Origin of the sequence: Alteromonas sp. 1_MG-2023, assembly GCF_030547075.1 — a bacterium.
In the GTDB taxonomy this organism is placed as follows: domain Bacteria; phylum Pseudomonadota; class Gammaproteobacteria; order Enterobacterales; family Alteromonadaceae; genus Alteromonas.
On sequence record NZ_JAUOQH010000014.1, the window covers coordinates 87,279 to 108,832 of the forward strand.

General features: G+C 43.5%; 21 protein-coding genes. 12 read left to right on the forward strand and 9 right to left on the reverse strand.

The genetic code is table 11. The annotated features are described in order from the left end of the window. Positions 1-198 precede the first annotated feature (198 nt). Positions 199-375, forward strand: coding sequence for a DUF3545 family protein (locus Q4561_RS14925; RefSeq protein ID WP_013782890.1), 177 nt, complete (start codon positions 199-201; stop codon positions 373-375). A gap of 191 nt (positions 376-566) precedes the next feature. On the opposite strand, the gene ung is transcribed toward Q4561_RS14925, so the two are convergent. The 5 genes from ung to Q4561_RS14950 form a co-directional block, all read right to left on the reverse strand. Next, positions 567-1,226, reverse strand: coding sequence for a uracil-DNA glycosylase (gene ung, locus Q4561_RS14930; RefSeq protein ID WP_303461624.1), 660 nt, complete (start codon positions 1,224-1,226; stop codon positions 567-569). Further along, entirely contained in the window at positions 1,223-2,509 is a 1,287-nt protein-coding gene (thrC, locus tag Q4561_RS14935; RefSeq protein ID WP_303461626.1) for a threonine synthase, read from the reverse strand. The genes ung and thrC overlap by 4 nt, the downstream gene beginning before the upstream one ends. Before the next feature lie 53 nt (positions 2,510-2,562). Further along, positions 2,563-3,516, reverse strand: coding sequence for a homoserine kinase (gene thrB, locus Q4561_RS14940; RefSeq protein WP_303461628.1), 954 nt, complete (start codon positions 3,514-3,516; stop codon positions 2,563-2,565). 62 nt (positions 3,517-3,578) lie between these two features. Next, positions 3,579-6,044, reverse strand: coding sequence for a bifunctional aspartate kinase/homoserine dehydrogenase I (gene thrA / locus Q4561_RS14945; RefSeq protein ID WP_303461630.1), 2,466 nt, complete (start codon positions 6,042-6,044; stop codon positions 3,579-3,581). 388 nt (positions 6,045-6,432) lie between these two features. Next, entirely contained in the window at positions 6,433-7,308 is an 876-nt protein-coding gene (locus tag Q4561_RS14950) for a LysR substrate-binding domain-containing protein (protein WP_303461632.1), read from the reverse strand. A 242-nt stretch (positions 7,309-7,550) separates the two neighbouring features. Here Q4561_RS14950 and Q4561_RS14955 point away from each other — a divergent pair, with 242 nt between their 5' ends. Further along, positions 7,551-8,699 (forward strand): S-(hydroxymethyl)glutathione dehydrogenase/class III alcohol dehydrogenase, encoded by a 1,149-nt coding sequence (locus tag Q4561_RS14955; RefSeq protein WP_303461634.1) that lies wholly within the window; start codon positions 7,551-7,553, stop codon positions 8,697-8,699. Between the two features lie 277 nt (positions 8,700-8,976). On the opposite strand, the gene Q4561_RS14960 is transcribed toward Q4561_RS14955, so the two are convergent. Continuing rightward, positions 8,977-9,663 carry a DUF642 domain-containing protein gene (locus Q4561_RS14960; protein WP_303461636.1) on the reverse strand — a complete coding sequence of 229 codons (687 nt, stop codon included), beginning with the start codon at positions 9,661-9,663 and terminating at the stop codon, positions 8,977-8,979. Positions 9,664-9,888: 225 nt separating this feature from the next. On the opposite strand from Q4561_RS14960, the gene Q4561_RS14965 reads away from it, so the two are divergent. The 5 genes from Q4561_RS14965 to arsB all read left to right on the forward strand — a co-directional run bounded on the left by Q4561_RS14965 (position 9,889) and on the right by arsB (position 13,547). Further along, positions 9,889-10,542, forward strand: coding sequence for a protein tyrosine phosphatase family protein (locus tag Q4561_RS14965; RefSeq protein ID WP_303461638.1), 654 nt, complete (start codon positions 9,889-9,891; stop codon positions 10,540-10,542). Positions 10,543-10,809: 267 nt separating this feature from the next. Next, positions 10,810-11,163: a metalloregulator ArsR/SmtB family transcription factor gene (locus Q4561_RS14970; RefSeq protein ID WP_303461640.1), complete on the forward strand. Its 354-nt coding sequence runs from the start codon at positions 10,810-10,812 to the stop codon at positions 11,161-11,163. A 53-nt stretch (positions 11,164-11,216) separates the two neighbouring features. After that, the gene (locus Q4561_RS14975) at positions 11,217-11,687 is read left to right on the forward strand and encodes an arsenate reductase ArsC (protein WP_303461641.1); all 471 of its coding nucleotides are present in this window, start codon (positions 11,217-11,219) and stop codon (positions 11,685-11,687) included. After that, positions 11,687-12,406, forward strand: coding sequence for an arsenical resistance protein ArsH (gene arsH, locus Q4561_RS14980; protein ID WP_303461642.1), 720 nt, complete (start codon positions 11,687-11,689; stop codon positions 12,404-12,406). Before Q4561_RS14975 ends, arsH begins: the two co-directional genes overlap by 1 nt. 127 nt (positions 12,407-12,533) lie before the next feature. Then, the gene (arsB, locus tag Q4561_RS14985) at positions 12,534-13,547 is read left to right on the forward strand and encodes an ACR3 family arsenite efflux transporter (protein ID WP_303461644.1); all 1,014 of its coding nucleotides are present in this window, start codon (positions 12,534-12,536) and stop codon (positions 13,545-13,547) included. A gap of 274 nt (positions 13,548-13,821) precedes the next feature. On the opposite strand, the gene Q4561_RS14990 is transcribed toward arsB, so the two are convergent. Then, positions 13,822-14,208, reverse strand: a complete 387-nt coding sequence (locus Q4561_RS14990) for a response regulator (RefSeq protein ID WP_303461646.1) — start codon at positions 14,206-14,208, stop codon at positions 13,822-13,824. A 253-nt stretch (positions 14,209-14,461) separates the two neighbouring features. On the opposite strand from Q4561_RS14990, the gene aceK reads away from it, so the two are divergent. The 3 genes from aceK (at position 14,462) to Q4561_RS15005 (ending at position 18,388) form a co-directional block, all read left to right on the forward strand. After that, positions 14,462-16,192 carry a bifunctional isocitrate dehydrogenase kinase/phosphatase gene (gene aceK / locus Q4561_RS14995; RefSeq protein WP_303461647.1) on the forward strand — a complete coding sequence of 577 codons (1,731 nt, stop codon included), beginning with the start codon at positions 14,462-14,464 and terminating at the stop codon, positions 16,190-16,192. 67 nt (positions 16,193-16,259) lie between these two features. Then, positions 16,260-16,943, forward strand: coding sequence for a response regulator transcription factor (locus Q4561_RS15000; protein WP_057789835.1), 684 nt, complete (start codon positions 16,260-16,262; stop codon positions 16,941-16,943). After that, complete coding sequence (locus Q4561_RS15005; protein ID WP_303461649.1) at positions 16,937-18,388, forward strand: HAMP domain-containing sensor histidine kinase; 1,452 nt, start codon at positions 16,937-16,939, stop codon at positions 18,386-18,388. The genes Q4561_RS15000 and Q4561_RS15005 overlap by 7 nt, the downstream gene beginning before the upstream one ends. A 26-nt stretch (positions 18,389-18,414) precedes the next feature. Here the strand turns inward: Q4561_RS15005 and Q4561_RS15010 are convergent, their stop codons facing one another. Together Q4561_RS15010 and Q4561_RS15015 are read right to left on the reverse strand one after the other, a co-directional pair. After that, a complete protein-coding gene (locus Q4561_RS15010; protein WP_303461650.1) occupies positions 18,415-18,963 on the reverse strand; it encodes a DUF3833 domain-containing protein in 549 nt (182 codons plus the stop codon). A 218-nt stretch (positions 18,964-19,181) separates the two neighbouring features. Further along, positions 19,182-19,736 (reverse strand): chalcone isomerase family protein, encoded by a 555-nt coding sequence (locus Q4561_RS15015; RefSeq protein WP_303461652.1) that lies wholly within the window; start codon positions 19,734-19,736, stop codon positions 19,182-19,184. Between the two features lie 156 nt (positions 19,737-19,892). Here Q4561_RS15015 and Q4561_RS15020 point away from each other — a divergent pair, with 156 nt between their 5' ends. After that, entirely contained in the window at positions 19,893-20,954 is a 1,062-nt protein-coding gene (locus Q4561_RS15020; RefSeq protein ID WP_303461654.1) for a 1-aminocyclopropane-1-carboxylate deaminase/D-cysteine desulfhydrase, read from the forward strand. A gap of 147 nt (positions 20,955-21,101) precedes the next feature. Beyond that, positions 21,102-21,512, forward strand: a complete 411-nt coding sequence (locus tag Q4561_RS15025) for a hypothetical protein (RefSeq protein WP_303461656.1) — start codon at positions 21,102-21,104, stop codon at positions 21,510-21,512. The last annotated feature ends 42 nt before the right edge of the window (positions 21,513-21,554 follow it).

The following is a 21,554-nucleotide window of genomic DNA, read 5'->3' on the forward strand; positions in this document are numbered from 1 at the left end:
GCAAGTTATAAAAAAATCTACCAACTGTTTTGCTGAACACGCTGACGATATCTACCAGTGTCATCACACTGTCACAAATTGTTAATAAAAAGTAAATTAACTTGTTTTATTTTAATTGTGGCTGTGATACAAAATTATACAGAGGGAATAAAAACCAAACTCTGTATTGTTGTAGTGGTAATAAAAAGGAGAATCCCAGTGGACAAGTCAGACTTATTTGCCATGCTAGATATTGAAGCAAGCCCAGCGAAAACAAAAAGTAAAAAACGCAAGTGGAGAGAGATTGAAGCGCTTCAAGATCGCTTCAAACTGGAAAAGGAGCTCTCTGAACTCGATTGTGGTTTCGAATACGAGTTAGAAACACTGGAAAGATAATATAAAGGCCGTCTGCTAATAACAGACGGCCTTTTTACTTTCTGGTTTCTTGCTTTTAAAGCTGCGTTCACAAATGTGGAAGCACGGTGAAAAACCGGCAAAAGAACAGCGAATGCACTACGGCTTACGCTGGATTTTAGCCACTCGTTGTGCTTTCCAGAGGCAATAACTGTGAGAGACTACGTCAGGTGCTATACCTGCCAGAGAATGGGTGAAAGCCCTTTGCTTGTTAGGTAGGCATTGGTGTCGCTAAAATGGTGACAGCCAAAGAAGCCTCTGTAAGCTGATAATGGTGACGGATGCGGCGCATGTAGCACACAATGCTTAGCGCGGTTGATATGCTTGCCTTTCTTTTGTGCGTGACTGCCCCACAACAAAAATACCACGTTTTCCGCGTGCGTGTTAACAGCCTCTATTACTGCATCGGTATAGGTTTCCCAACCCCACTTAGCATGACTGTGCGCCTTGCCCTGCTCTACCGTTAATACTGTATTAAGCAGTAGAACACCTTGTTCTGCCCAAGGGGTAAGCGTGCCGTGGTTAGGAATTGAGAAGCCGCTAATATCAATGGCTAATTCTTTATAAATATTATCCAGCGAGGGGGGTGTTTTAATGTTTGGTAGTACCGAGAAGCATAAGCCGTGGGCTTGATGTGGCCCGTGATAAGGATCCTGCCCTAATATCACTACTTTTACTTTTTCTAGCGGTGTGATCGTCAGTGCGTTGAATACGTCGTCTGAAGGCGGGTAAATAATTTTACCCGCTTCACGTTCAGATGCTACTTTTTGCATTAGGGCTTTGAAGTAGGGTTTGTCTTCTTCACCGCCCAATGCTTGTGCCCATGTGGTCACGCTTTTAGTAAATCCAACATATGCTGTTTCAACGCATCGTAAGAGGCAGGTAAATCAACGGCTAAGCTGTCTTCACCGGCAACATCTGCTAACGGCTTAGGTAAGCTAATAGGTGTACCCAGCACGTTTTCTACCGTTTCACGGAATTTCGCAGGATGCGCAGTACCTAAGAAAAGACCAATTTCGCCGTCTTCTAGGTCATGGCTTACTGCACGGTAAGCAATAGCCGCATGAGGCTCACTGGTGTAGCCTAGCTGCGCTAATTGACGCATGGCTAACTGAGTGTACTCTTCATCTACCATTTCGCCTTTCAAGCAGCTTTTATCTACATAGCCTTGCTCAATTAAAGCTTCAATGCGCGGCCAGTTGTTAGGTTGGCTAACATCCATGGCATTCGACATGGTCGCGACTGTCTTTTTCGGTGCCCACTCGCCGGTTTTCAAATAACGCGGCACAGTGTCGTTGGCGTTAGTTGCAGCAATAAAGCGTTTTATCGGCAAGCCCATTGATTTAGCAATCATACCGGCAGTTAGGTTACCAAAGTTACCACTTGGTACCGAGATAACCAGTTGGTCACGCTTTTCTTTAGGTAACTGACTTACCGCTTCAAAGTAATAGCACACTTGAGCTAGCAAACGACTGATATTAATTGAATTAGCCGAGTTAAGGTGTAAACCTTCACGAATATCTGGGTCGTCGAATGAGGCCTTCACCAGCGACTGACATTCATCAAAGTCAGATTCAACCGCGACTGTGTGAATGTTACCACCAAGGGTAGTAAACAGCTTTTCTTGCAATGCACTAATTTTCCCTTTAGGGAACAAAATAACCACATTGATATTATCAATACCGTGGAACGCATGCGCTACTGCAGCCCCTGTGTCTCCAGAAGTAGCGGTAAGAATAGTGACCGGTTTACCTTCACTAATTCTTGATAAGGTTTGCGCCATGAAGCGGCCACCAAAATCTTTAAACGCTAAAGTGGGCCCGTGGAAAAGCTCCAAGGTATAGATATTGTCGCTAACCTGCTCTACCGGCGCACCGAAAGCAAACGCAGTAGTAACGATTTCTTCTAATTCACCGTTGTTAAGCTCATCACCAATAATGGCGCGAAGTACTGCTATGCTGCGTTCTACAAACGGCATTTCTAGCAGTTCATCAATGTTTTCTAGCTTCGGGATATGAGTTGGGAAATACAAACCCTGTTGTTTACCCAACCCTCTTTTAACTGCTTCAGAGAATGAGGCAGTGTCCTGTGCATCTTTTAAATTAACCAATTCCACGTCTTAATACCTTTTTTCGTTGTGCCGTAACATCTAGCTGCTGTATCACTTCATTAAGCGATAGGGCCAACCGTGGTTCCCTGCTCAGGGATTTGGCACACATGGCTAAAGCCATCTTCATTTTGAATATAATGTTCGTCTAAATAGGCAACAATACGCTGCGCTTTTTCTTTACTGTCACATACGGCAAATACCGTAGGACCTGAACCTGAAATACCGAAGGCTAACGCGCCTTCTTGCTCGCTGAAAGCTCTTGCATCATCGAAACCCGGTAATAACTGTTTACGATAGGGTTCTGCAATCACATCTTTCATCACCGATGCTGCTAGCTCATTTTTACCCGCATGCAATGCGTGTACAAACACTCCTAACTGGCGACCAAACGTTAGCGCTGTGGCCATATCAACCTGTTTAGGCAATATGTCTCGGGCAGCCGCAGTAGATACGCTAATACCAGAATAACAAATAGCATAATACCAGTCTTTCACTAAAGGTAATGACAAGGTAACTGGCGACGTAGCACCTGTCATTAATGTCATGCCGCCAACAAAACAAGGCGCTACGTTATCGTAGTGAATACTGCCACTGATTTGCCCTTCTAGTTCACCCATCATGGTCAATAAAGTGTCTTCATCGAAGGGATAATCAAAAAAAGCATTTAGCGCAACAAAGGCAGCAACAATAGAACTTGCGCTCGACCCCAATCCGCTGCCGATCGGCAGGTTTTTCGATAAGGTCATCGCCACAGGAGAAGTCGCTTTCCCTACTTTCTCCATTTGCGCGCAGAAGTAATGATAGCATTGGGTAACAATATTACTGTCGGCATCATCAGGCAATTTATGCGCAAAAGCCCCAACGGTTTTCAAAGAAAATGTATCAGCACGTTCAATATCAACTTCATCGCCCAAACGTGTGCCATCAATAGGAGCAAGCGCTGCACCTAGTACATCAAATCCTAAACTTACGTTGCCAATAGATGCTGGCGCATATGCTCGTAATGCTTTCATAATACTTATCTTCAATTACTCTTTTAACTTCAGTGGTTCTTTTGTTTTATAAAAAGACCCAATTAGTGTGCCATTTGCTTCCAAGGCATAGTACGTAATATATCAGCAAATACACCCGCAGCCGTTACCGTACCACCGGCCCCATAACCTCGAATAACGTAAGGAATAGGCTGGTAATAATCACTGTTGATGGCCAACGCGTTTTCGCCGTCTTTAACTTGCGATAACGGGTTAGACGCAGGTACTGCCTCAATAGTTACTTTACACTTATCGCCTTCAATGCTGCCAATATAGCGAAGTACTTTTCCTTCGGCTTTTGCAGCATCAACACGCTTGGCAAATTCAGCATCAAGTTCAGGTAACTGTGTCATGAATTCGTCAATTGAACAGTCTTCTGCAAAACCGGCAGGTAATACTGATTCAATCTCAATATCGGAAAGCTCAAGCTCTAAATCTGCTTCGCGGGCCATAATAAGGAGTTTGCGCGCTACGTCCATACCACTTAAGTCGTCACGAGGATCTGGCTCTGTGTAACCGTTGTCTTTAGCAGAGCCTGTGGCTTGCGACAACGACATACCTTCTTCTAACTTACCAAATACGTAAGATAAGCTGCCTGACAATATACCTTCGAAGCGGTGTAACACATCACCGGCGCTAAATAGCTTTTGCAGGTTGTCGATGACTGGCAAGCCTGCGCCTACCGTAGTTTCGTACAAGTATTGACGATTGGTAGAAAGCGCCGTCTTTTTCAACTTGCGATAATACGCAAGGGAACTTGTGTTGGCTTTCTTATTTGGTGTCACTACGTGGAAACCATTTTCCATCATATCTACATATTGCTGAGCAATAGCATCGTGACTGGTGCAATCCACAATCACTGGGTTCACTAAGCTGTTGTCATTAGCAAACTGATGTAAACGTTCAACAGACAGTCCTTCACTGGCAGCATCTAGTGCAGGCTTCCAGTCTTGGTTTAGGTCAATACCTTGGCTGTTTAGTAACAACTTACGGCTATTCGCAATACCGTACACGCGCACTTGGATATTACGATTAAGTAAAGCTGGCTGCTGTTTTGCAATTTGGCTTAAAAGCTCGGTACCCACGTTGCCGCACCCTACCAAAAACACATCAATGGTATGGCGGTCTGAGAAAAAATTCTGGTGAATAACCTTAACGGCTTTTTTCGCTCGTTTATTTTCAATAACGGTAGAGATAGAACGCTCTGAAGACCCTTGGGCAATTGCCACATTATTAACACGAGCTTGCGCCAACGAGTTAAAGAAGCGCGCTGCTAAGCCTTTCGCATGACGCATACCGTCACCCACTAAGGTAACAATCGCTAAGTCGTGACGCACTTCGATAGGGTCTAACAATTGGTTTTGCAGCTCTAACGCAAAGGCATCTTCTAACAAGCTTAACGCGCGATCAGCGTCTTTACTTTGAATACAGAAGCTTATTGAGTATTCAGAAGACGACTGAGTGATTAGGCTTATAGAAATATTCGCATTCGACATTACTTCAAACACACGGCTCGCCATGCCAACCATGCCTTTAAGACCCGGGCCTGCCACGTTGAACATAGTGACGTTTTCAAGCTGCGATATACCTTTAACCGAGGTCCATTTCTCGCTGGCTTCGTTACTGATTAACGTGCCAGGAGCCGCTGGGTTAAGCGTATTACGAATTAGGCAAGGAATATGATGCTGTGCAATTGGCCCAATGGTTTTAGGGTGAAGTACTTTGGCACCAAAGTAAGATAGCTCCATGGCTTCTTGATAAGTAAGTTTATCAAGCAGCACTGCGCCTTCAACCTGGTTCGGATCGGCGTTATAAACACCGTCTACATCTGTCCAGATTTCACAACAACTTGCGTCGATACAAGCTGCTAAGATAGCTGCAGAGTAGTCCGAACCATTACGACCAAGTGTTACTTTTTCGCCAGCTTCATTTGCCGCAACAAAACCAGGCATTATCAATAGTTCGCTGCCATCGATAGGCACATCAGTAAAACGGGCTTTACTTAATGAAACATCAGCAATGCTGTCTAAGTACTCACCTTCTGCAAGGATGTAAGTCACAGGGTCGATAATACGGTTTTTTACGCCTTTAGCCGTTAAGATACCGCTAAATAACGTTACCGAAATGTACTCACCAATACTTAATATACCGGCTGCAATATTGTCAGGTGCTACACCTAATAATTTAATGCCATCGAGGTGCTGATTAAGTACACGCAGTTGCGCATTGATAAAATCAATAACGTGGGCATGAGCGAAACCACTGAGCTCTTCGTTTAGTGCATCAGCAATACCGGTCACGGTAGACGTTAATTTTTCAAATAGAGGGTGGAAATCTTCGCCAGCGGCTGCTTGCTCACATAAAAGTGACAATGCATTCGTTACCCCTTTAGGGGCAGAAAGTACCACTGCAGCGCCATCGGTTTGGTGGGTGGCCGTGCTTATGTCGTTCACGCGCAGGTAGCGCGGTGCGTCGGCAAGTGATGAGCCCCCAAACTTTAAGACTTTCATGTGCTGCTCCTATATCGGTTACGCCAGGTTACTGCTTTAAATCGGTTACTATGACGTGAGTAAAAAAAAGCCCGCTCTCTGTGAGGGCGGGCTTTCGTTGTCTTATGCTTACTTGCACTAGCCAGCGACCGCCCGTTTTAAGGTGGTAATCATAATGCCGGTGGTGCCAATAAGAAGAATCGTTTTCATAGGGTCAATTTGCCGTATAGACGTCTATCTGTCAACCGCAGTTTTCACCATACTGTATTGCATAAAATGAAACACAAACCATTTCACGTTTCGATTTCAGCGATAATCAGCCTGAGCCTGTGGTTGAGATGTATAATTAGCTTCAGTGAAAAGAAGTTTTTCATCGCACTTCTTGCCTACAGATTTTTCCTAAAATTAACTATTTATCGTCTAACAAATGCGCGGACAGAAAATCCACCAACAAACGGATTTTCGGTACCAAGTGTCTATTCGATGGAAACAATGCCCATACCGCTTCTCGCTTGTCTCGATATGGCGATAACACTTCAATTAATTTACCCGCTGCTAATGAGTCGCGCACGTAAAACCCTGGCAATTGTACTAAACCCAGCCCCGCTAATGCGGCATGATGCAACGCATTGCCGCTGTTGTACTTCACACGCCCTTTTACCCGGACTGTTTGCACTTGCCCATTATAATGAAAACGCCAATGTGGCTGCGATCCTACTAAGCACTGATGTTCGCTGAGCATATCGGTACTTTCAAGTGCTGGGTAGGCATTCAAGTATTCGGGGCTAGCGCATACATATAGCTGCCGGGTAGCTAGCTTTTTGGCTACCATGGTCGAGTCTTCTAAATTGCCAATGCGAATAGCAAGGTCGAAGCCCTCGTCGATAATATCCATGGTGTCGTTGGTAAATCGGCACTCTACTTCTATGCCTTCATACTTTTTCAAAAACTGGTTAATCAGCGGTGCAATAAAGGCCTCGCCAAAGGCGACTGGCACAGTGAGCTTAATAAGGCCTTGTGGCACTTTTTGAAGTTGGCTCACGTTCAGTTCAGCTTCTTCTAAAGCTTTCAGTGCGGGTTGGCATTGCTCAAAATAAACATACCCTGCTTGAGTAAGTGACACGCTTCGGGTGGTACGGTTGAACAACTTAACCCCTAAACGCTTTTCCACGTTGGCGACTTTTCTACTTATTTGTGCGCCAGATGTGTCTAACTTGGTCGCCGCGGCGGTGAAACTGCCGGTACTGGCCACTGCACAAAATTCTACAACCCCTTCCCATGTCATGGCGTTTACCTTTGTTGAACCTCGTTTTTCTAGTACGACGCCATGCTTAGTAATAGTTATTAAAAAGGCGCCATTTAGCTAGCCATTAAACATCAACACATTATTACACACAAGTAATAATGAATTACCAAATCTGTATTTATAAAAACATACCTCAGGTCTATAATCTGTTCCATATCGTAGACATTACAGGTAGCGGCATCGTGCTGTTTACCCACGTTGTATTATATTAGGAGCATGCCATGACATTAGCATTGAAAGAAGGTCAGACTCATATTAAGTCTAAAGCAGCCGTTGCTTGGGGCCCAGGCGAAGCATTAAAAATGGAAGAGCTAGACGTAGAGCTTCCGAAAAAAGGCGAAGTGCTAGTACGTATTGTTGCCACTGGCGTATGTCATACCGATGCATTTACCCTTTCAGGTGACGATCCAGAAGGTGTTTTCCCATCAGTACTTGGCCATGAAGGTGGCGGTATTGTTGAAATGGTCGGTGAAGGTGTGACTTCTGTTGAAGTCGGTGACCATGTTATTCCTTTATACACGGCAGAATGCGGTGAATGTAAATTCTGTACGTCTGGCAAAACTAACTTATGCCAAGCAGTGCGTGAAACCCAAGGTAAAGGCTTAATGCCAGATGGTACCAGCCGTTTCTCGAAAGACGGTGAGCCAATTTACCATTATATGGGTTGCTCTACTTTTTCTGAGTACACTGTTTTACCTGAAATTTCCTTGGCGAAAGTAAATAAATCTGCGCCCCTTGAAGAAGTCTGCTTGTTAGGCTGCGGTGTTACTACCGGTATGGGTGCAGTACTTAACACTGCCAAAGTGAAAGAAGGCGATACCGTTGCTATCTTCGGATTAGGCGGCATTGGGCTTTCAGCCATCATTGGTGCACGTATGGCTGGCGCTAGCCGTATTATCGGTATTGATATTAACGAAAGTAAGTTTGATCTGGCCAAACAACTCGGTGCCACTGATCTTGTAAACCCAAAGCATTTCGACAAGCCTATTCAGGAAGTTATTGTTGAAATGACTGACGGCGGTGTTGATTACTCATTTGAATGTATCGGCAACGTAAATGTGATGCGTTCAGCGTTAGAATGCTGTCATAAAGGCTGGGGAGAATCAGTAATCATTGGTGTAGCTGGTGCCGGTCAAGAAATCTCTACTCGCCCTTTCCAGCTGGTAACTGGCCGAGTATGGCGCGGGTCAGCGTTCGGCGGTGTGAAAGGTCGTTCTGAGCTACCAGGCATTGTTGAGCGTTATCTAGATGGCGAGTTCGGATTACAAGAATTCATCACTCACACAATGGGGCTTGATGAAATTAACGAGGCGTTCGAATTAATGCACAACGGTGAAAGTATTCGCTCTGTTGTCCACATGGATAAATAAAACAGCGAAGAGAACGCGCGTTAACAAAAATATGTGTGGAAGATAAAAAAAGGCCCGTGATGAATAGCATCGAGGGCCTTTTTATAATTAATAATCAGTTCAAAAAAAGCGCTCTTAATTCCTTGATAGATTTCGTTTTACTATCAGAGGGCTTTTATATCAGGGCACTTTTATACTAGGGCACTTCTATATCAGGCGCTGTTTTTCTACCAGAAGGCTTTTTCTACAATACGCTCTTCTATCACCGCACGTTCAAACAGGTCAAACTGGCCTATTATTATTTGCTTTTTACCTTTCTTCTCAACACTAGACAACCTGCTACGAAGGCCATCAATACACCTGTAGTAGGCTCAGAAACTGACACTGCAGACGTTAGCGCCAAAGTAGGTGTGGTAGAAGTAGTTGTAAACGCTGATGCTAGGGTTAACACTGCGGGAGCGCTGGTAACCGTAAGTGCGTCAACTAAGTTACCCACGGTGCCACTAGTGATAGTGGTGAACCTAAACTCAGTGGTATCAGATAAAGCAACAAAGCTCGTTTCAAATACACTCCACGTCTTAACGGTATGGTCATCAATAATTTGACTAAATACGGTATCGTTGCTTCCATCTATCACTTCAAATAGAAAGCTCTCATTATTCTTGCTTCTCGCCGCATACGCGAAAGAAACATCATACACATCACCCTGCGTAGTCGTTATCGACTGAAAAATAGAGTAAGCGCCATTAACCCCATGAGCATTTAGCTCGATATATTGGTCACCATCATATGCTGCGAACTTCTTAAAGTTGTCCCAAAGTTCCATGTTAGTGCCATCCCAACCTGAAACTGTGCCTGCTGAAAAGGCCTTGTAGCTATTGGCGCGAATATTGTTATCTTCGAAACTACCGTTAACTATTAAACTTGCTTGGGTAACGCCGCTTACTAAAAGTAGTGCCAGCGCGAAAAATTTTGATTTAAGCATGTACATCGTCCTCAAGCTTAGAAATCACTGTGAATGTGTGATGAGGAGTATATTGTATAATTGGCTGTTTGATTATTAGCCTTTTGAGGGATTTTTAATCATGTGTTTTACGTAAGTTTAAGCGCATATAAACCGACTAGACATTTGAATTAATCTGTCATTTAGCGCAATCTTTACTTTAGCACTATTCCACTTGTAGCTTTTTTATTTATTAATGTGAACATTATGAAATATAACCTTATACGTACCCTCTCTGCACTCGCTGTTATAACCATGCAGCTATCTACTATAAATTCGGCATGGGCGCTAAATGCATCAGCGGTAAAAGGCGCCAGTACAAGTGCAAGTGCGAAGACAGCGGAAAATGCTGAAGATGTAACACTTGCAACACTCACCAATTACCAAGTGAACAGCCAAAGCATGGTGAGTTCCGGTCTCCCTGCTGCTGAACATTTTCAACTATTGAAAGACGATGGTGTAACCATGGTTATTGATTTGATACCCGGCGATCGGTTACCAGAGCAACAAATTGTAGAGGCCCTATCGCTCAACTACCACAACATTCAAGTTGAATGGGAGCAACCTACCCTTGCTAATTTCAAGCAATATACGGGCTTCATGAACCAGGCGAATATAGATGATGACAAAGTACTTACTCACTGTAAGTTAAATTGGCGTGGTGCTGTATTCACCTATTTGTATCGCATTACCGCATTAGGTGAATCAGAACTATCGGCAAAAAAAGACCTTCTTGCTATTTGGCAGCCTAACCAAACTTGGTTTGCGTTCATGAATATGGTTATCGCTGACTTCAATGAGGGTAATAACACACACGTTGCCACTACCGTCACTCCACAAATAGAGCCTGTCCCTCAATAACCCGTCTATTTATTGTACTTTTATTCAGTCTTTTTAAGAGCGTAATAATCCGCTTAGTCATATAGCGGCCTAATAGCTTGTTGCTTGTTGCTTAGCACATTAAATGCCTAGTTCTTCAAGTACTCTGCGCTTTGGCCGCCTAGCTAAATCGTTTTTTCTCGAGCACTCTTTTACTCTTTTACTCATCTACTCACTTTTGCATTTGACACATACGAAAAAACATATACGATATGCAACATATATGATTTAACGTATTTGAGATAAGTGATGACTTCAGTAGCATCTTCAACATGTGTATCGCTTTCACCGCTTTCATTATTTAAATGTTTAGCGGAAGAAACTCGGCTAAAAACCTTGTTAATGCTTTGTGTAAAAGACGAGCTTTGCGTGTGCGATCTCACCGAAGCCCTTAACCTTAGCCAACCTAAAATTTCTCGTCATCTGGCCGATTTACGCAAGTGCGAATTAGTGGCTGACGAGCGTCGTGGCAAATGGGTTTATTACCGTTTAAATCCTAGCCTTCCAGCATGGGCAAAAGAGGTTATTCATTTATCTGCCACCAACAATGCTGATTACATCGAAGGCGCACTGAACAATCTCAAATGTGACGCGGGCTGTTAAACACCCTTCTTATTTTATTCAATTATGTGACGTAAACCACCAGGATTTTTGTAATGAAATTATTGTATATCTGTACGCACAACCGTTGCCGTAGCATCCTTTGCGAAGCCATTACTAATGCTTCAAGCCGTTTATCGTTAGAAGCGCGCAGCGCGGGAAGCCAACCTGTGGGTGAAGTACATCCTTTGTCAGTAAAGTACCTTGCCGAGCGAGGCTATAGTACTGACGGTCTTAAAAGCCAATCTTGGGATGATTTTGAAGATTACCAACCAGATATCGTTATCACCGTTTGTGATTCAGCGGCCGGTGAAGCCTGCCCTGTGTACTTCGGCAATTCGCTAAAACTGCACTGGGGTCTTGAAGATCCGTCAAAAATAGAAGGCAGCGATGAAGAGAAAGCGCAGGCGTTCTACAACACCATCGATATTATCGAAAAACGTGTTGCCGTTCTTGCCGATATTGTTTCTCGTAAACTTCCAATCGAAGATGTTAAAAAAGCATTGCAAGAAAAGGGAGCACAATAATGTCAGCACAAAGTTCTCCCTCAAGTAACTTAGCTACAAGCGTTGCGCCTGCGCCAACAGCAGGCGACTTCGCTAAAACATATTCTGAGCACAAACCGCGCATCTTGTTGCTTTACGGATCGTTAAGGGAGCGCTCTTTTAGTCGACTCGTGATTGAAGAAAGCGCCCGATTACTTGAATACTATGGTTGTGAAGCCAAAATTTTCGACCCAACAGGCTTACCTCAACCGGATACCGAAGATGAAAATCATCCAAAAGTAAAAGAGCTTCGTGAATTAATGATGTGGTCTGAAGGGCAAATTTGGTGCTCACCTGAACGTCACGGCAGTATGACAGGCATTATCAAAAGCATTATCGATTGGGTGCCATTAAGTATTGGCGCGGTTCGCCCAACCCAAGGAAAAACCCTTGCGGTAATGCAAGTAAGCGGGGGCTCACAGTCATTCAATGCAGTGAACCAAATGCGAGTGCTCGGTCGCTGGATGCGCATGCTGACTATTCCAAACCAGTCGTCGGTGGCAAAAGCCTTTCTAGAATTTGATGACGATGGTCGTATGAAGCCGTCTTCTTACTACAACCGCATTGTTGATGTTGTGGAAGAATTGGTGAAATTCACCCTGCTGACTCGCGACAACAAAGATCACCTTGTTAATCGCTACTCTGAGCGTGTTGAAAGCGCAGAGGAATTAAGCAAACGAGTTAACCAGAAAACGATTTAATTCTACTTTTGCAAACATTGTGGACAAGTATTCTGATGAGCACTCAGGCAAGCATGCCGTGAACCCTTGTAATGCTAACCCGCAATGTTAACCCGAACGATGTTTACGTAATTAAGGACACTGTCTCATGGGATTTTTTGAACGATACCTCTCGGTATGGGTAGGGCTTTGTATTATAGCAGGTGTAGCCGTTGGGAGCCTTTTCCCCGACTTTTTTGCGCTTGTTGCAAGCCTTGAGTACGCCCACGTAAATTTAGTAATCGCGGTACTGATTTGGCTCATGATTTACCCCATGATGATTCAAATCGATTTTTCCTCTATTAAAGATGTGGGAAAAAAACCGAAAGGCTTAGTGCTCACATTGGTAGTAAACTGGCTTATCAAGCCTTTCACTATGGCGTTGCTTGGCTGGTTGTTCTTTAAAGGTATTTTTGCCGACTGGGTAGACCCACAAACAGCCACAGAATACATCGCAGGTATGATCTTACTTGGTGTAGCGCCCTGTACTGCCATGGTATTTGTATGGAGCCATTTAACTAAGGGCGATGCAAACTACACCTTGGTGCAAGTATCCATCAACGATTTAATCATGGTCATCTTGTTTGCCCCTATTACTGCGATGTTGCTGGGTGTTACCGATATCACAGTGCCGTGGAATACCTTAATTCTTTCCGTTGTACTTTATGTGGTACTGCCATTAATTGCAGGGGTGGTTACCCGTAAGAAGATTGAGAACAAGGGCGAGCAAGCTGTTACGGCTATTATTGAGCGCTTTAAACCATTCTCGATACTTGGGCTGTTAATTACCATTATATTGTTGTTTGGCTTTCAAGCAGAAACGATTTTAGCCCAACCTCAAGACATCGTACTTATCGCGATCCCGCTTCTTATTCAAACCTACGGAATTTTTGCGATAGCGTATTTTGCGGCGAAAAAAATGAAGCTACCACACAATGTTGCCGCGCCTGCTTGTATGATTGGTACGTCTAACTTTTTCGAACTGGCCGTGGCTGTCGCCATTTCATTATTCGGCTTACACAGTGGTGCTGCATTAGCGACCGTAGTTGGTGTATTAGTTGAAGTGCCTGTGATGTTATCGTTGGTGTGGTTTGCTAATAGAACTCGTCATTGGTTTGACTAAGCTATAGGTTGAACTAAGCGATTGGTTTAAATGCCATGTTGACTATAATAGCCATTGGTTGAAATAAGCCATAAGCAGTTTAGTTCAGTAAACAGCAATGTTTTATAAACATGCCAATAAGCAGTCAAACAGACTAAAAAAGGAGCTCATCTGAGCTCCTTTTTGATCATTTGTAGCTAAATTTTTTACCCACTATGCCGAATATGCGTGCTATGCCTTATAAACGGCTCCGCTATATATACGGCTCCGCTATGCCGCTAATCGACGTAGCTTCTTAGCAAGCAACGGTCTCTGGCAGAATAAATCCATAGCGTTTCAATGTTGTCTCTAAAGGCAAACGCTTCAATGGCTTTTCAATGAACGCGAGCGCGCCTAATTCCATCACACGATTTTGCATCACAGGTTGAATGTCGCCTGAAATCACCACCACGAACACCTCCACTTTTCTACGCTTTATTTCTTCTAGCACCCCTATCCCATCAAGAATAGGCATGGTCAAATCTAGCAGAACCAAATCGATACGATGATGCCCCAATATTTCTAGCGCATCCACACCATTAGAGGCTTCATATATTTCGCTCGCTAATCCTTCAGGTAAATTACGGCGCGCCATTTTCCTTGCTAGCGCCGAATCGTCACAAATCAGAATGTTAAAGCTCATGGTCTACTCTTAGTAATCTACAAGTACATCTATCACCATTCGCAATTGGTAACAAAGGTCAAATTGTTGAAAATGTGAATAAGGAAAGTAAGTTAAAGACTATATTAAACTAAAGTATAAAAATACACTTTTAGTCTACTTTTCCAGTAGCTTATCGTAAACATTTGTTACTTTAGTTACATATATGCAGCCCAAATTAAAAACTAAGAACACGGCGGCACACCGAAATTCACTTATTGTTAAAGGCTAAATTATGCTGGATGTCACCCTTTCTAAGAAAGTCGCTTATCAAGTTCTTTCTCATTTTGATAAGAGCTACCGCTGGTTCACTCGTATAACCCGAGGTGCCCAATCACGGTTTGAACAAGGCCAATGGAAAGACATACAACTGGCATCAAAAGAGCGCATCACTATTTATGAACAAAGCCTTTCCGATGCCGTTGCCGATGTTTATCACCTTACAGAAGTGCATAAGAAAAACGATGAATTTTGGCAAGACTTGAAAAAGACCTTCGCGCGGCAACTCGAAGGCCACCCGCAATTTGAACTCGCCGAAACCTTTTATAATTCTGTGATCGGACGCTTGTTTAAGCACCGTAAGATAGATGACAGCATGATGTTTGTGTTGCCAAGTCGCTGTTTTCTTCCCGGCCAAGATAGAAATAAAGTGGTTCATAGTTTCGATACCACCACAACAGTGCGTGAAATGTATGAATCCATTTTTAAAATTTATCGCTATGGCATTCCTTTCGAAGACTACGAACGTGATATGCAAAACTTAGAAGAAGCTCTTAGAAAGCGCTTATCTACAAAGCAACTGGCCAATGTGCATACCGTCGAGCTTTTGAAACCCACATTCTTTAGGGGAAAATCGGCATATCTGATTGGCAGAATTTGCATGCCAGACGAAACCTTGCCGTTTGTTATTTCTTTGCAACGTAGTGATGAGCATATGCTTTTCGTGGATGCCCTACTCACAGACAGAAGCGACTTAAGCGTGATTTTCGGTTTTGCCCGAAGTTACTTTATGGCAGATACGCAAAACCCCGCCGAAGTCGCTGCATTCTTACAAGAACTACTGCCCAACAAAAAGCACTTCGAACTTTATATGGCCCTTGGGCACTACAAACATGGGAAGACGGTATTTTACCGCAATTTCCTCGAACATATGGATACCACTGACGATAGGTTCGAGGCAGCGCCTGGCATAAGAGGCTTGGTGATGATGGTTTTCCATCTGCCATCTTATGGTGTAGTGTTTAAAATTATCAAAGATGAATTTGCCGAGAGTAAAAAAGTCACCCGTGAGCATGTTAAAGACTGCTACCGGTTAGTGAAAATGTCAGATCGTGTAGGCCGAATGGCCGATACCCACGAATATATGAACTTTCGCTTCCCGCTGTCTCGCATCGATCCTCTTTTAATAGAAGAACTTAAAGAAACCTGCGCATCTAGCCTAGAATTTACTGAAGACGAACTGGTCATCAAGCATTTATACATAGAACGTAAAATGACGCCGCTTAACTTGTACCTTCAACAAGAAGAAGATGAAGATAAAGTGCGAAGCGCGTTAAACGAACTCGGGCTTTGTATTAAGCAAATTGCTATGGCGAATATTTTCCCTGGCGACATGCTGCATAAAAACTTCGGTATTACCCGTCATGGCAGAGTTATCTTTTACGACTATGATGAAATATGTTTAATGAACGAGCGTCATTTTAGGGCGCTACCCAAATCAGATGACCCTTACGCCATGGATATGTTGTCGGTTGGGCCAACCGATGTTTTCCCCGAGCAGTTTGAGCATTTTATTGTTGGAAAACGGAAACTTAAGGACATTTCAAAGACACTTCATGGCGACCTTATGACCCCAGAATATTGGCATGAAGTACAAAAGAAATGTGCCCGTGGGGACATTCAACATTTTACGCCATATAACGCCAATGTCCGTTTTAATAGGGGTGCTGATAGCATCTCAAAGTGATCGCAACACGATAGATTGTATGTATAAACCTTGATATTTAACTCCATTAATTAGAAGTAACAAAATCATGAATGTGCTACTTGTTGAAGATGATCCCAAGGTTGCCGCTCACATTGAAAAAGGATTTATTGGTGAAGGGCACAGCTGCGTTGCAGCGCGTGATGGCGAAAGAGGCTTAGCTGAAGCCTTGTCCGATGATGTAGATGTTATTGTACTAGATGTAATGCTTCCCTTATTAGATGGCTTTACTATCTTGGAGCGTTTACGCAATGACAACGTGCTTACCCCAGTGCTACTGCTTAGTGCGAAAAGCCAAGTAGAGGATAAAGTGCGAGGCTTACGTTCAGGCGCCAACGATTATTTAACCAAACCTTTTGCTTTTGAAGAGCTTCTTGCCCGTGTAGAAGGGTTAGCGGGAAGAGAACGCGAAAGCGGCGATAAAACGCTTATCAAAGTGGGCGATCTCACTCTTGACCTTGTGAACAGAAAGGTACAACGCGGCGATACCGAAATAGACTTACAGTCTAAAGAGTTTCAGTTGCTAGAGTGCCTATTGCGCCATCAAGGGAAAGTCGTTACACGTAGCATGCTGCTGGAGCAAGTCTGGAATTATCACTTCGATCCACAAACCAATGTTATCGATGTGCATATTAGCCGTTTGCGTCAGAAAGTAGACAAAGCATTTAACGTCCCTCTGATTGAAACCGTAAGAGGCACGGGATATAGAATTGCGGACCCTGTTGTGTGTTAGCAATAGGCAACTTCACCCGAAGTTCTAGTTTCCGTGTTGGGGTATTACTTGCTTCATTAGCGCTTGTTGCTATTTTATTTATCGTCTACTTCTGGCGTCTTGCCAGTAGTGACGTATTTATTCGTGAGGCAAGCGCTGCGGTTGATGCAGAAACGTATGCGTTTACCCTACTACATGAACAAGCAGGCATTGAAGCCGTAATTAGCAATATTAAGAAAAGAACCTCACCAAGTCTTTCGCCAAATTCTAACGAAACCGACACCTCCCACTCCTTTACGCCATCTCGATTGATTGTGGTACTTCGCGACAGCGAAAACCAGATAGTAGCAGGCAATTATCCAACGTGGCCCATTGCCATGGGTACAAGTGTTGACTCTGGCACTTCCTCCACTAGCATTATTAACTTACCAGAGTTCACTGATGGGAAAGGTAGCACTGCGCAAGACAGCAACAGCTATTCGTTTTCTAACTCCACCAACAGCATTCTTTACGAAGAAGTAAACCTTGCGGGTTATTCGTTGTTTGTTGGCCGGAATATCGATGATTTATACAGTGCACAGTGGTTAGGAAAAACGTTTGGTTGGATAATTATTGCCTTGCTATGTGTATTGGGCGCCATAAGCTTTGCGGTCGCACTTTATGTGGTTAAACGCATAAACCGTATGGCACAAACTGCTGATTACATTATTCGTACCGGTAATTTGGAAGAACGATTGGAAATAGACAGCAGTTGGGATGACTTAAGTCGACTAGCAGTTGTGTTCAATCATATGCTCGATACCATTGAAAGTGCAGTAAATAATATAAAATCAGTGAGCGACAGTATCGCCCACGATTTGCGTACACCACTAGCTCGCTTGCGTAATAATCTCGAACATATTGGTGATGAAAAGCTTCGTCACGACACCACCTACGAAGCCGACAAACTACTGAATATGTTTAATAGCCTTTTGCGTATTAGCAAATTAGAAACGGTAAATCAAAAAGAAGGCTTTTGTGATACTGAACTAAGCGACATGGTGACTGACGTGGTGGATTTGTATCAACCTCTGGCTGAAGATCAAGACATTAAACTCGTTAGCCAAGTATCTAAAATACAGGTTTATGGCGACCCGAACTTGCTCTTCCAAGCAGTGGCTAATGTGCTAGATAACGCCATAAAATACACCCCTGACGGTGGCACAGTAATGCTACAACTTACTGCTACATCCTCACATGTTGTTATCAGTGTAAACGATAATGGCAAAGGGGTTGATGAACATGAACTCGATAATTTAGAACGTCGATTCTTCCAAGCTGATAAAAGCAGAAACTGTGAAGGGAACGGATTGGGGTTATCGCTTGTTTCGGCAATTGTTAAGCTGCACAAAGGTAAGCTTTGGTTCGTACACGACCCACTAATGCAAGGCCACGGGTTGGGTGTGGTATTCACCTTTCCCCGTTAGTCATTTAATAAAGAGCCAAGCAAATACTAATTCTGCTTCTGCATGAAAATAGTCACCTCTGCCATCACCACACCGAACTTTCTAATGTATGAGCGGTTCATCATGGCGCTATCGTCAAATGCCCAAAACCAATCATCGAAAGTAACGGCGTAGGTTGTATCATCAACCGGTAAGTCCATGTTGTAATGGAAGTTGAACGCATTGCCGTATGAAGTGCCTGTTGCAGGGCCATCAATATCACCCGCGTTGCCCACGTACGTGCCATCAGCCTGTTTCACAATTTTCCACGTGCGGCTTTTCGGCCCCTCGCCTACGCCATAACTGAAGGTTTCGTCTAACGTTAATGTGCCATCCTTGTTTGTACCTTCAATATTTACCACAAAGCGCTGAACCACTTCGCCGGAACGATTCTGCACTATTCCCCATGCTCGAACATTGCCGGCAAAAAACGCTTCAATATTAAAGGCAGGAGATACTTGTTCGTACGTTTCGCCATCTACTGATGTAGAGCACCCATTTAAAAGAGTAAGGCAAGATAGCAGCCCAACTATCACTGTGCGTTTAATGAATTTCATGTTCGCCTCGTTTTTGATTGATGTGACTGTCAACTTAGTACGCATATAGCGCACTGATTTATATGACGGTCCACTTAGTAGCCACTAAGTAAGCACTTAGTACGTCTAGTTCCCGCTTAGCAACGTCTACTTTTCAATATGTATTTGTTCAAAGCGGGCCATTCACTGCGCTTGTTAATGCGCTTAGATTCGCTGCCCACAATTTAAAAAAATTGTGCTCATTGATTTTTTAACAGGGCCTTACGTAATTTGGGCTCAGAGGTATTTTCTGATAACCAAATATCGAAAAACGCCTGGGTAAAGTCAGTATCCTCAATCGAGCCAGCCAACTCTCCGTTGATATAAAACTCGCTAGTATGGCTAGCGGTAGCCACACCGGTAATGACATCACCATCTTCTACATCGGGGAAAATAGCGATCATTTTATCTTCCCACTCACTTAACTTTTCTTCGTCGCTAATACCTTGCTTGCGCATTTCGTCCACTGAACGCTGCGCGATTTTTTTACCGTCCAAATCTCTTTGATAATCTAGTTTTAATGCAAATGGCGCTTCAGGCTGCCACTTTCCTTGTGGGGCATACAAGGTGGCGTCATACACATCCCAAAACAAATAGGTAAACATAGCGATTCCTACTACTTGCGCGTCTGGCACTTTTTTCATTACATAATCGGGCACGCTTTGCGCGAAGGCATTTTTCGAAAGAACCAAAAGTGAAATTGCCAAGGCAATGACAAGGTTTAAAGCGGTATAACGGCGTTGAAACATTTTCATGTACATTCTCCATATCGCATTTAAAAACTAGGCCACCGCGCTATTGCGCAGTTATGCCTCAGAAATTCTAAGCAAAAAAGCGATACATTTTTTATTTTGTTGTGTGCTCTAGTTATACTGTTGAGATTGCCACATTGATCATTTGAAAGCCCCATTTTGAACTTCAAAAATTTTGACAGCTTTTCCGACTTTGAGAATTTCGCTGCCAGTTTGCTATTGCCCTCACCGCTTGAGCCCTTTACGCCAGATTGGGAAGGTGCAGAGCATGTATCTATGTATGTAAAACGGGACGATAGCATTCATCCTGTTATTTCAGGCAACAAGTGGCGGAAGTTGAAGTATGCTTTCGATATCGCAACTTCTCATGAAATAAATTTAGGGTCAGGTTCAGGTAAAAATACCGATTTAAGTATAAAGCGCCCTTCCTCAGTAGTCAGTTTTGGCGGTGGATTTTCTAATCATTTGCACGCATTAGGTTATTTGTGTAATCAGCTGAATATTCCTTTTCACGCTATTATTCGCGGTGATTACACAAAACACCCCAGCCCGATGATTCGGGATTTAGTGCAATGGGGCACTCTAATTCACTACGTGAATAAAATTACCTACCAGCAAAGGGATGACCCTAATTATTTAGCCAGCCTACGAACACAGTTTCCTGATGCGTTGATTATTCCTGAAGGCGGTAGTCAAATGGCGGCGCTAAAAGGCGTTCAAGAAGTCGTAGATGAAATAGATATCCCTTTCGACCGTATTATTGCCCCTGTGGCTAGTGGCGCTACGTTGGCAGGGTTAACTTCGGCCCTGTCACCGCACCAATGCGCTATTGGTATTGGTGTTTTAAAAGGAGAGGGATATTTGGAGGGGCTCGTAGAACAGTTTCTTACACCAGCTGATTCACCCGTTCGGTCATCTGTCGCGTGCGCTGGCAAAAAAAAACAATTCAGCATAAACCATGACTATCATTGTGGTGGCTACGGGAAAGTTCCACCGTACCTGCAAACGTTCTGTGAAGATTTCAATCGCACTATGCCTTTTGACATTGAAGGGGTGTACTCAGGTAAAGTATTTTGGGCACTCAAAAACTTGCTAGCAACTCACGCCTGCCAAAACCGTGCTGGTAGTGACTCCCCGAATACATCATCGACAGCCTTTGAAAAAGGACACACTCTTATTATTGTTCACACTGGCGGTATTCAAGGCGCCAGAAAAAATTAAAACCTCTGATCTTATAGACCCACACATTCGTTTAACCTAATATCAAGGCTGTGTAAGTATTTTTATCGAAAGTCACAGCTTGGTTGTATCTAGCTTCGCGTTACTCATAGCTATTGCTCAAACGCAAAATTCGTTAGGAGATGCACCATGATAAAAGGAACAAATAGCTTACCCCCCCCTTTATGCATACTTGTGTCTAGAGCACTTGAGTTATGCGAATTGGTTTTATCTACAAGTCCCGTATTTTATCCTTTTGCCGCCATTTATGAAGATGGGAAAGTAGACTGCTTATTTAGCGAAGAAACCCATTATCGCATCGACGAAGGTCAACTCATCGAATGTTTACAGTGGCGAATAATCGACACCACTACAGATTCTGACAGCTATAGTATTCTGGTTTATGCCGCGACTGTAGAAACGCAAAAGCATACTCGCTTAGATGCCATTGCCATTAATACGGCTTGCCCTAACGATGAGGAACAGCTTTTGCTTTACCCTTATTATCGCGTAGGGGAAAAAATTGTGGTTTCCCCTCCCATCAATACAATGCCAGAATAGGCGTTATCGCGTATAAATTGTGCTTATTCGTTTTCCTTGTGT

Bases quoted from the DNA above. Each gene is read 5' to 3' on its own strand.
- Q4561_RS14970 (WP_303461640.1), top strand. From the start codon at position 10,810: ATGACTTCAGTAGCATCTTCAACATGTGTATCGCTTTCACCGCTTTCA.
- Q4561_RS15000 (WP_057789835.1), top strand. From the start codon at position 16,260: ATGAATGTGCTACTTGTTGAAGATGATCCCAAGGTTGCCGCTCACATT.
- arsH (WP_303461642.1), top strand. From the start codon at position 11,687: ATGTCAGCACAAAGTTCTCCCTCAAGTAACTTAGCTACAAGCGTTGCG.
- Q4561_RS14965 (WP_303461638.1), top strand. From the start codon at position 9,889: ATGAAATATAACCTTATACGTACCCTCTCTGCACTCGCTGTTATAACC.
- Q4561_RS14960 (WP_303461636.1), bottom strand. From the start codon at position 9,663: ATGCTTAAATCAAAATTTTTCGCGCTGGCACTACTTTTAGTAAGCGGC.
- Q4561_RS14950 (WP_303461632.1), bottom strand. From the start codon at position 7,308: ATGACATGGGAAGGGGTTGTAGAATTTTGTGCAGTGGCCAGTACCGGC.
- Q4561_RS14955 (WP_303461634.1), top strand. From the start codon at position 7,551: ATGACATTAGCATTGAAAGAAGGTCAGACTCATATTAAGTCTAAAGCA.
- thrA (WP_303461630.1), bottom strand. From the start codon at position 6,044: ATGAAAGTCTTAAAGTTTGGGGGCTCATCACTTGCCGACGCACCGCGC.
- Q4561_RS14990 (WP_303461646.1), bottom strand. From the start codon at position 14,208: ATGAGCTTTAACATTCTGATTTGTGACGATTCGGCGCTAGCAAGGAAA.
- Q4561_RS15010 (WP_303461650.1), bottom strand. From the start codon at position 18,963: ATGAAATTCATTAAACGCACAGTGATAGTTGGGCTGCTATCTTGCCTT.
- Q4561_RS15025 (WP_303461656.1), top strand. From the start codon at position 21,102: ATGATAAAAGGAACAAATAGCTTACCCCCCCCTTTATGCATACTTGTG.
- Q4561_RS15015 (WP_303461652.1), bottom strand. From the start codon at position 19,736: ATGAAAATGTTTCAACGCCGTTATACCGCTTTAAACCTTGTCATTGCC.
- arsB (WP_303461644.1), top strand. From the start codon at position 12,534: ATGGGATTTTTTGAACGATACCTCTCGGTATGGGTAGGGCTTTGTATT.
- Q4561_RS14975 (WP_303461641.1), top strand. From the start codon at position 11,217: ATGAAATTATTGTATATCTGTACGCACAACCGTTGCCGTAGCATCCTT.
- aceK (WP_303461647.1), top strand. From the start codon at position 14,462: ATGCTGGATGTCACCCTTTCTAAGAAAGTCGCTTATCAAGTTCTTTCT.
- thrB (WP_303461628.1), bottom strand. From the start codon at position 3,516: ATGAAAGCATTACGAGCATATGCGCCAGCATCTATTGGCAACGTAAGT.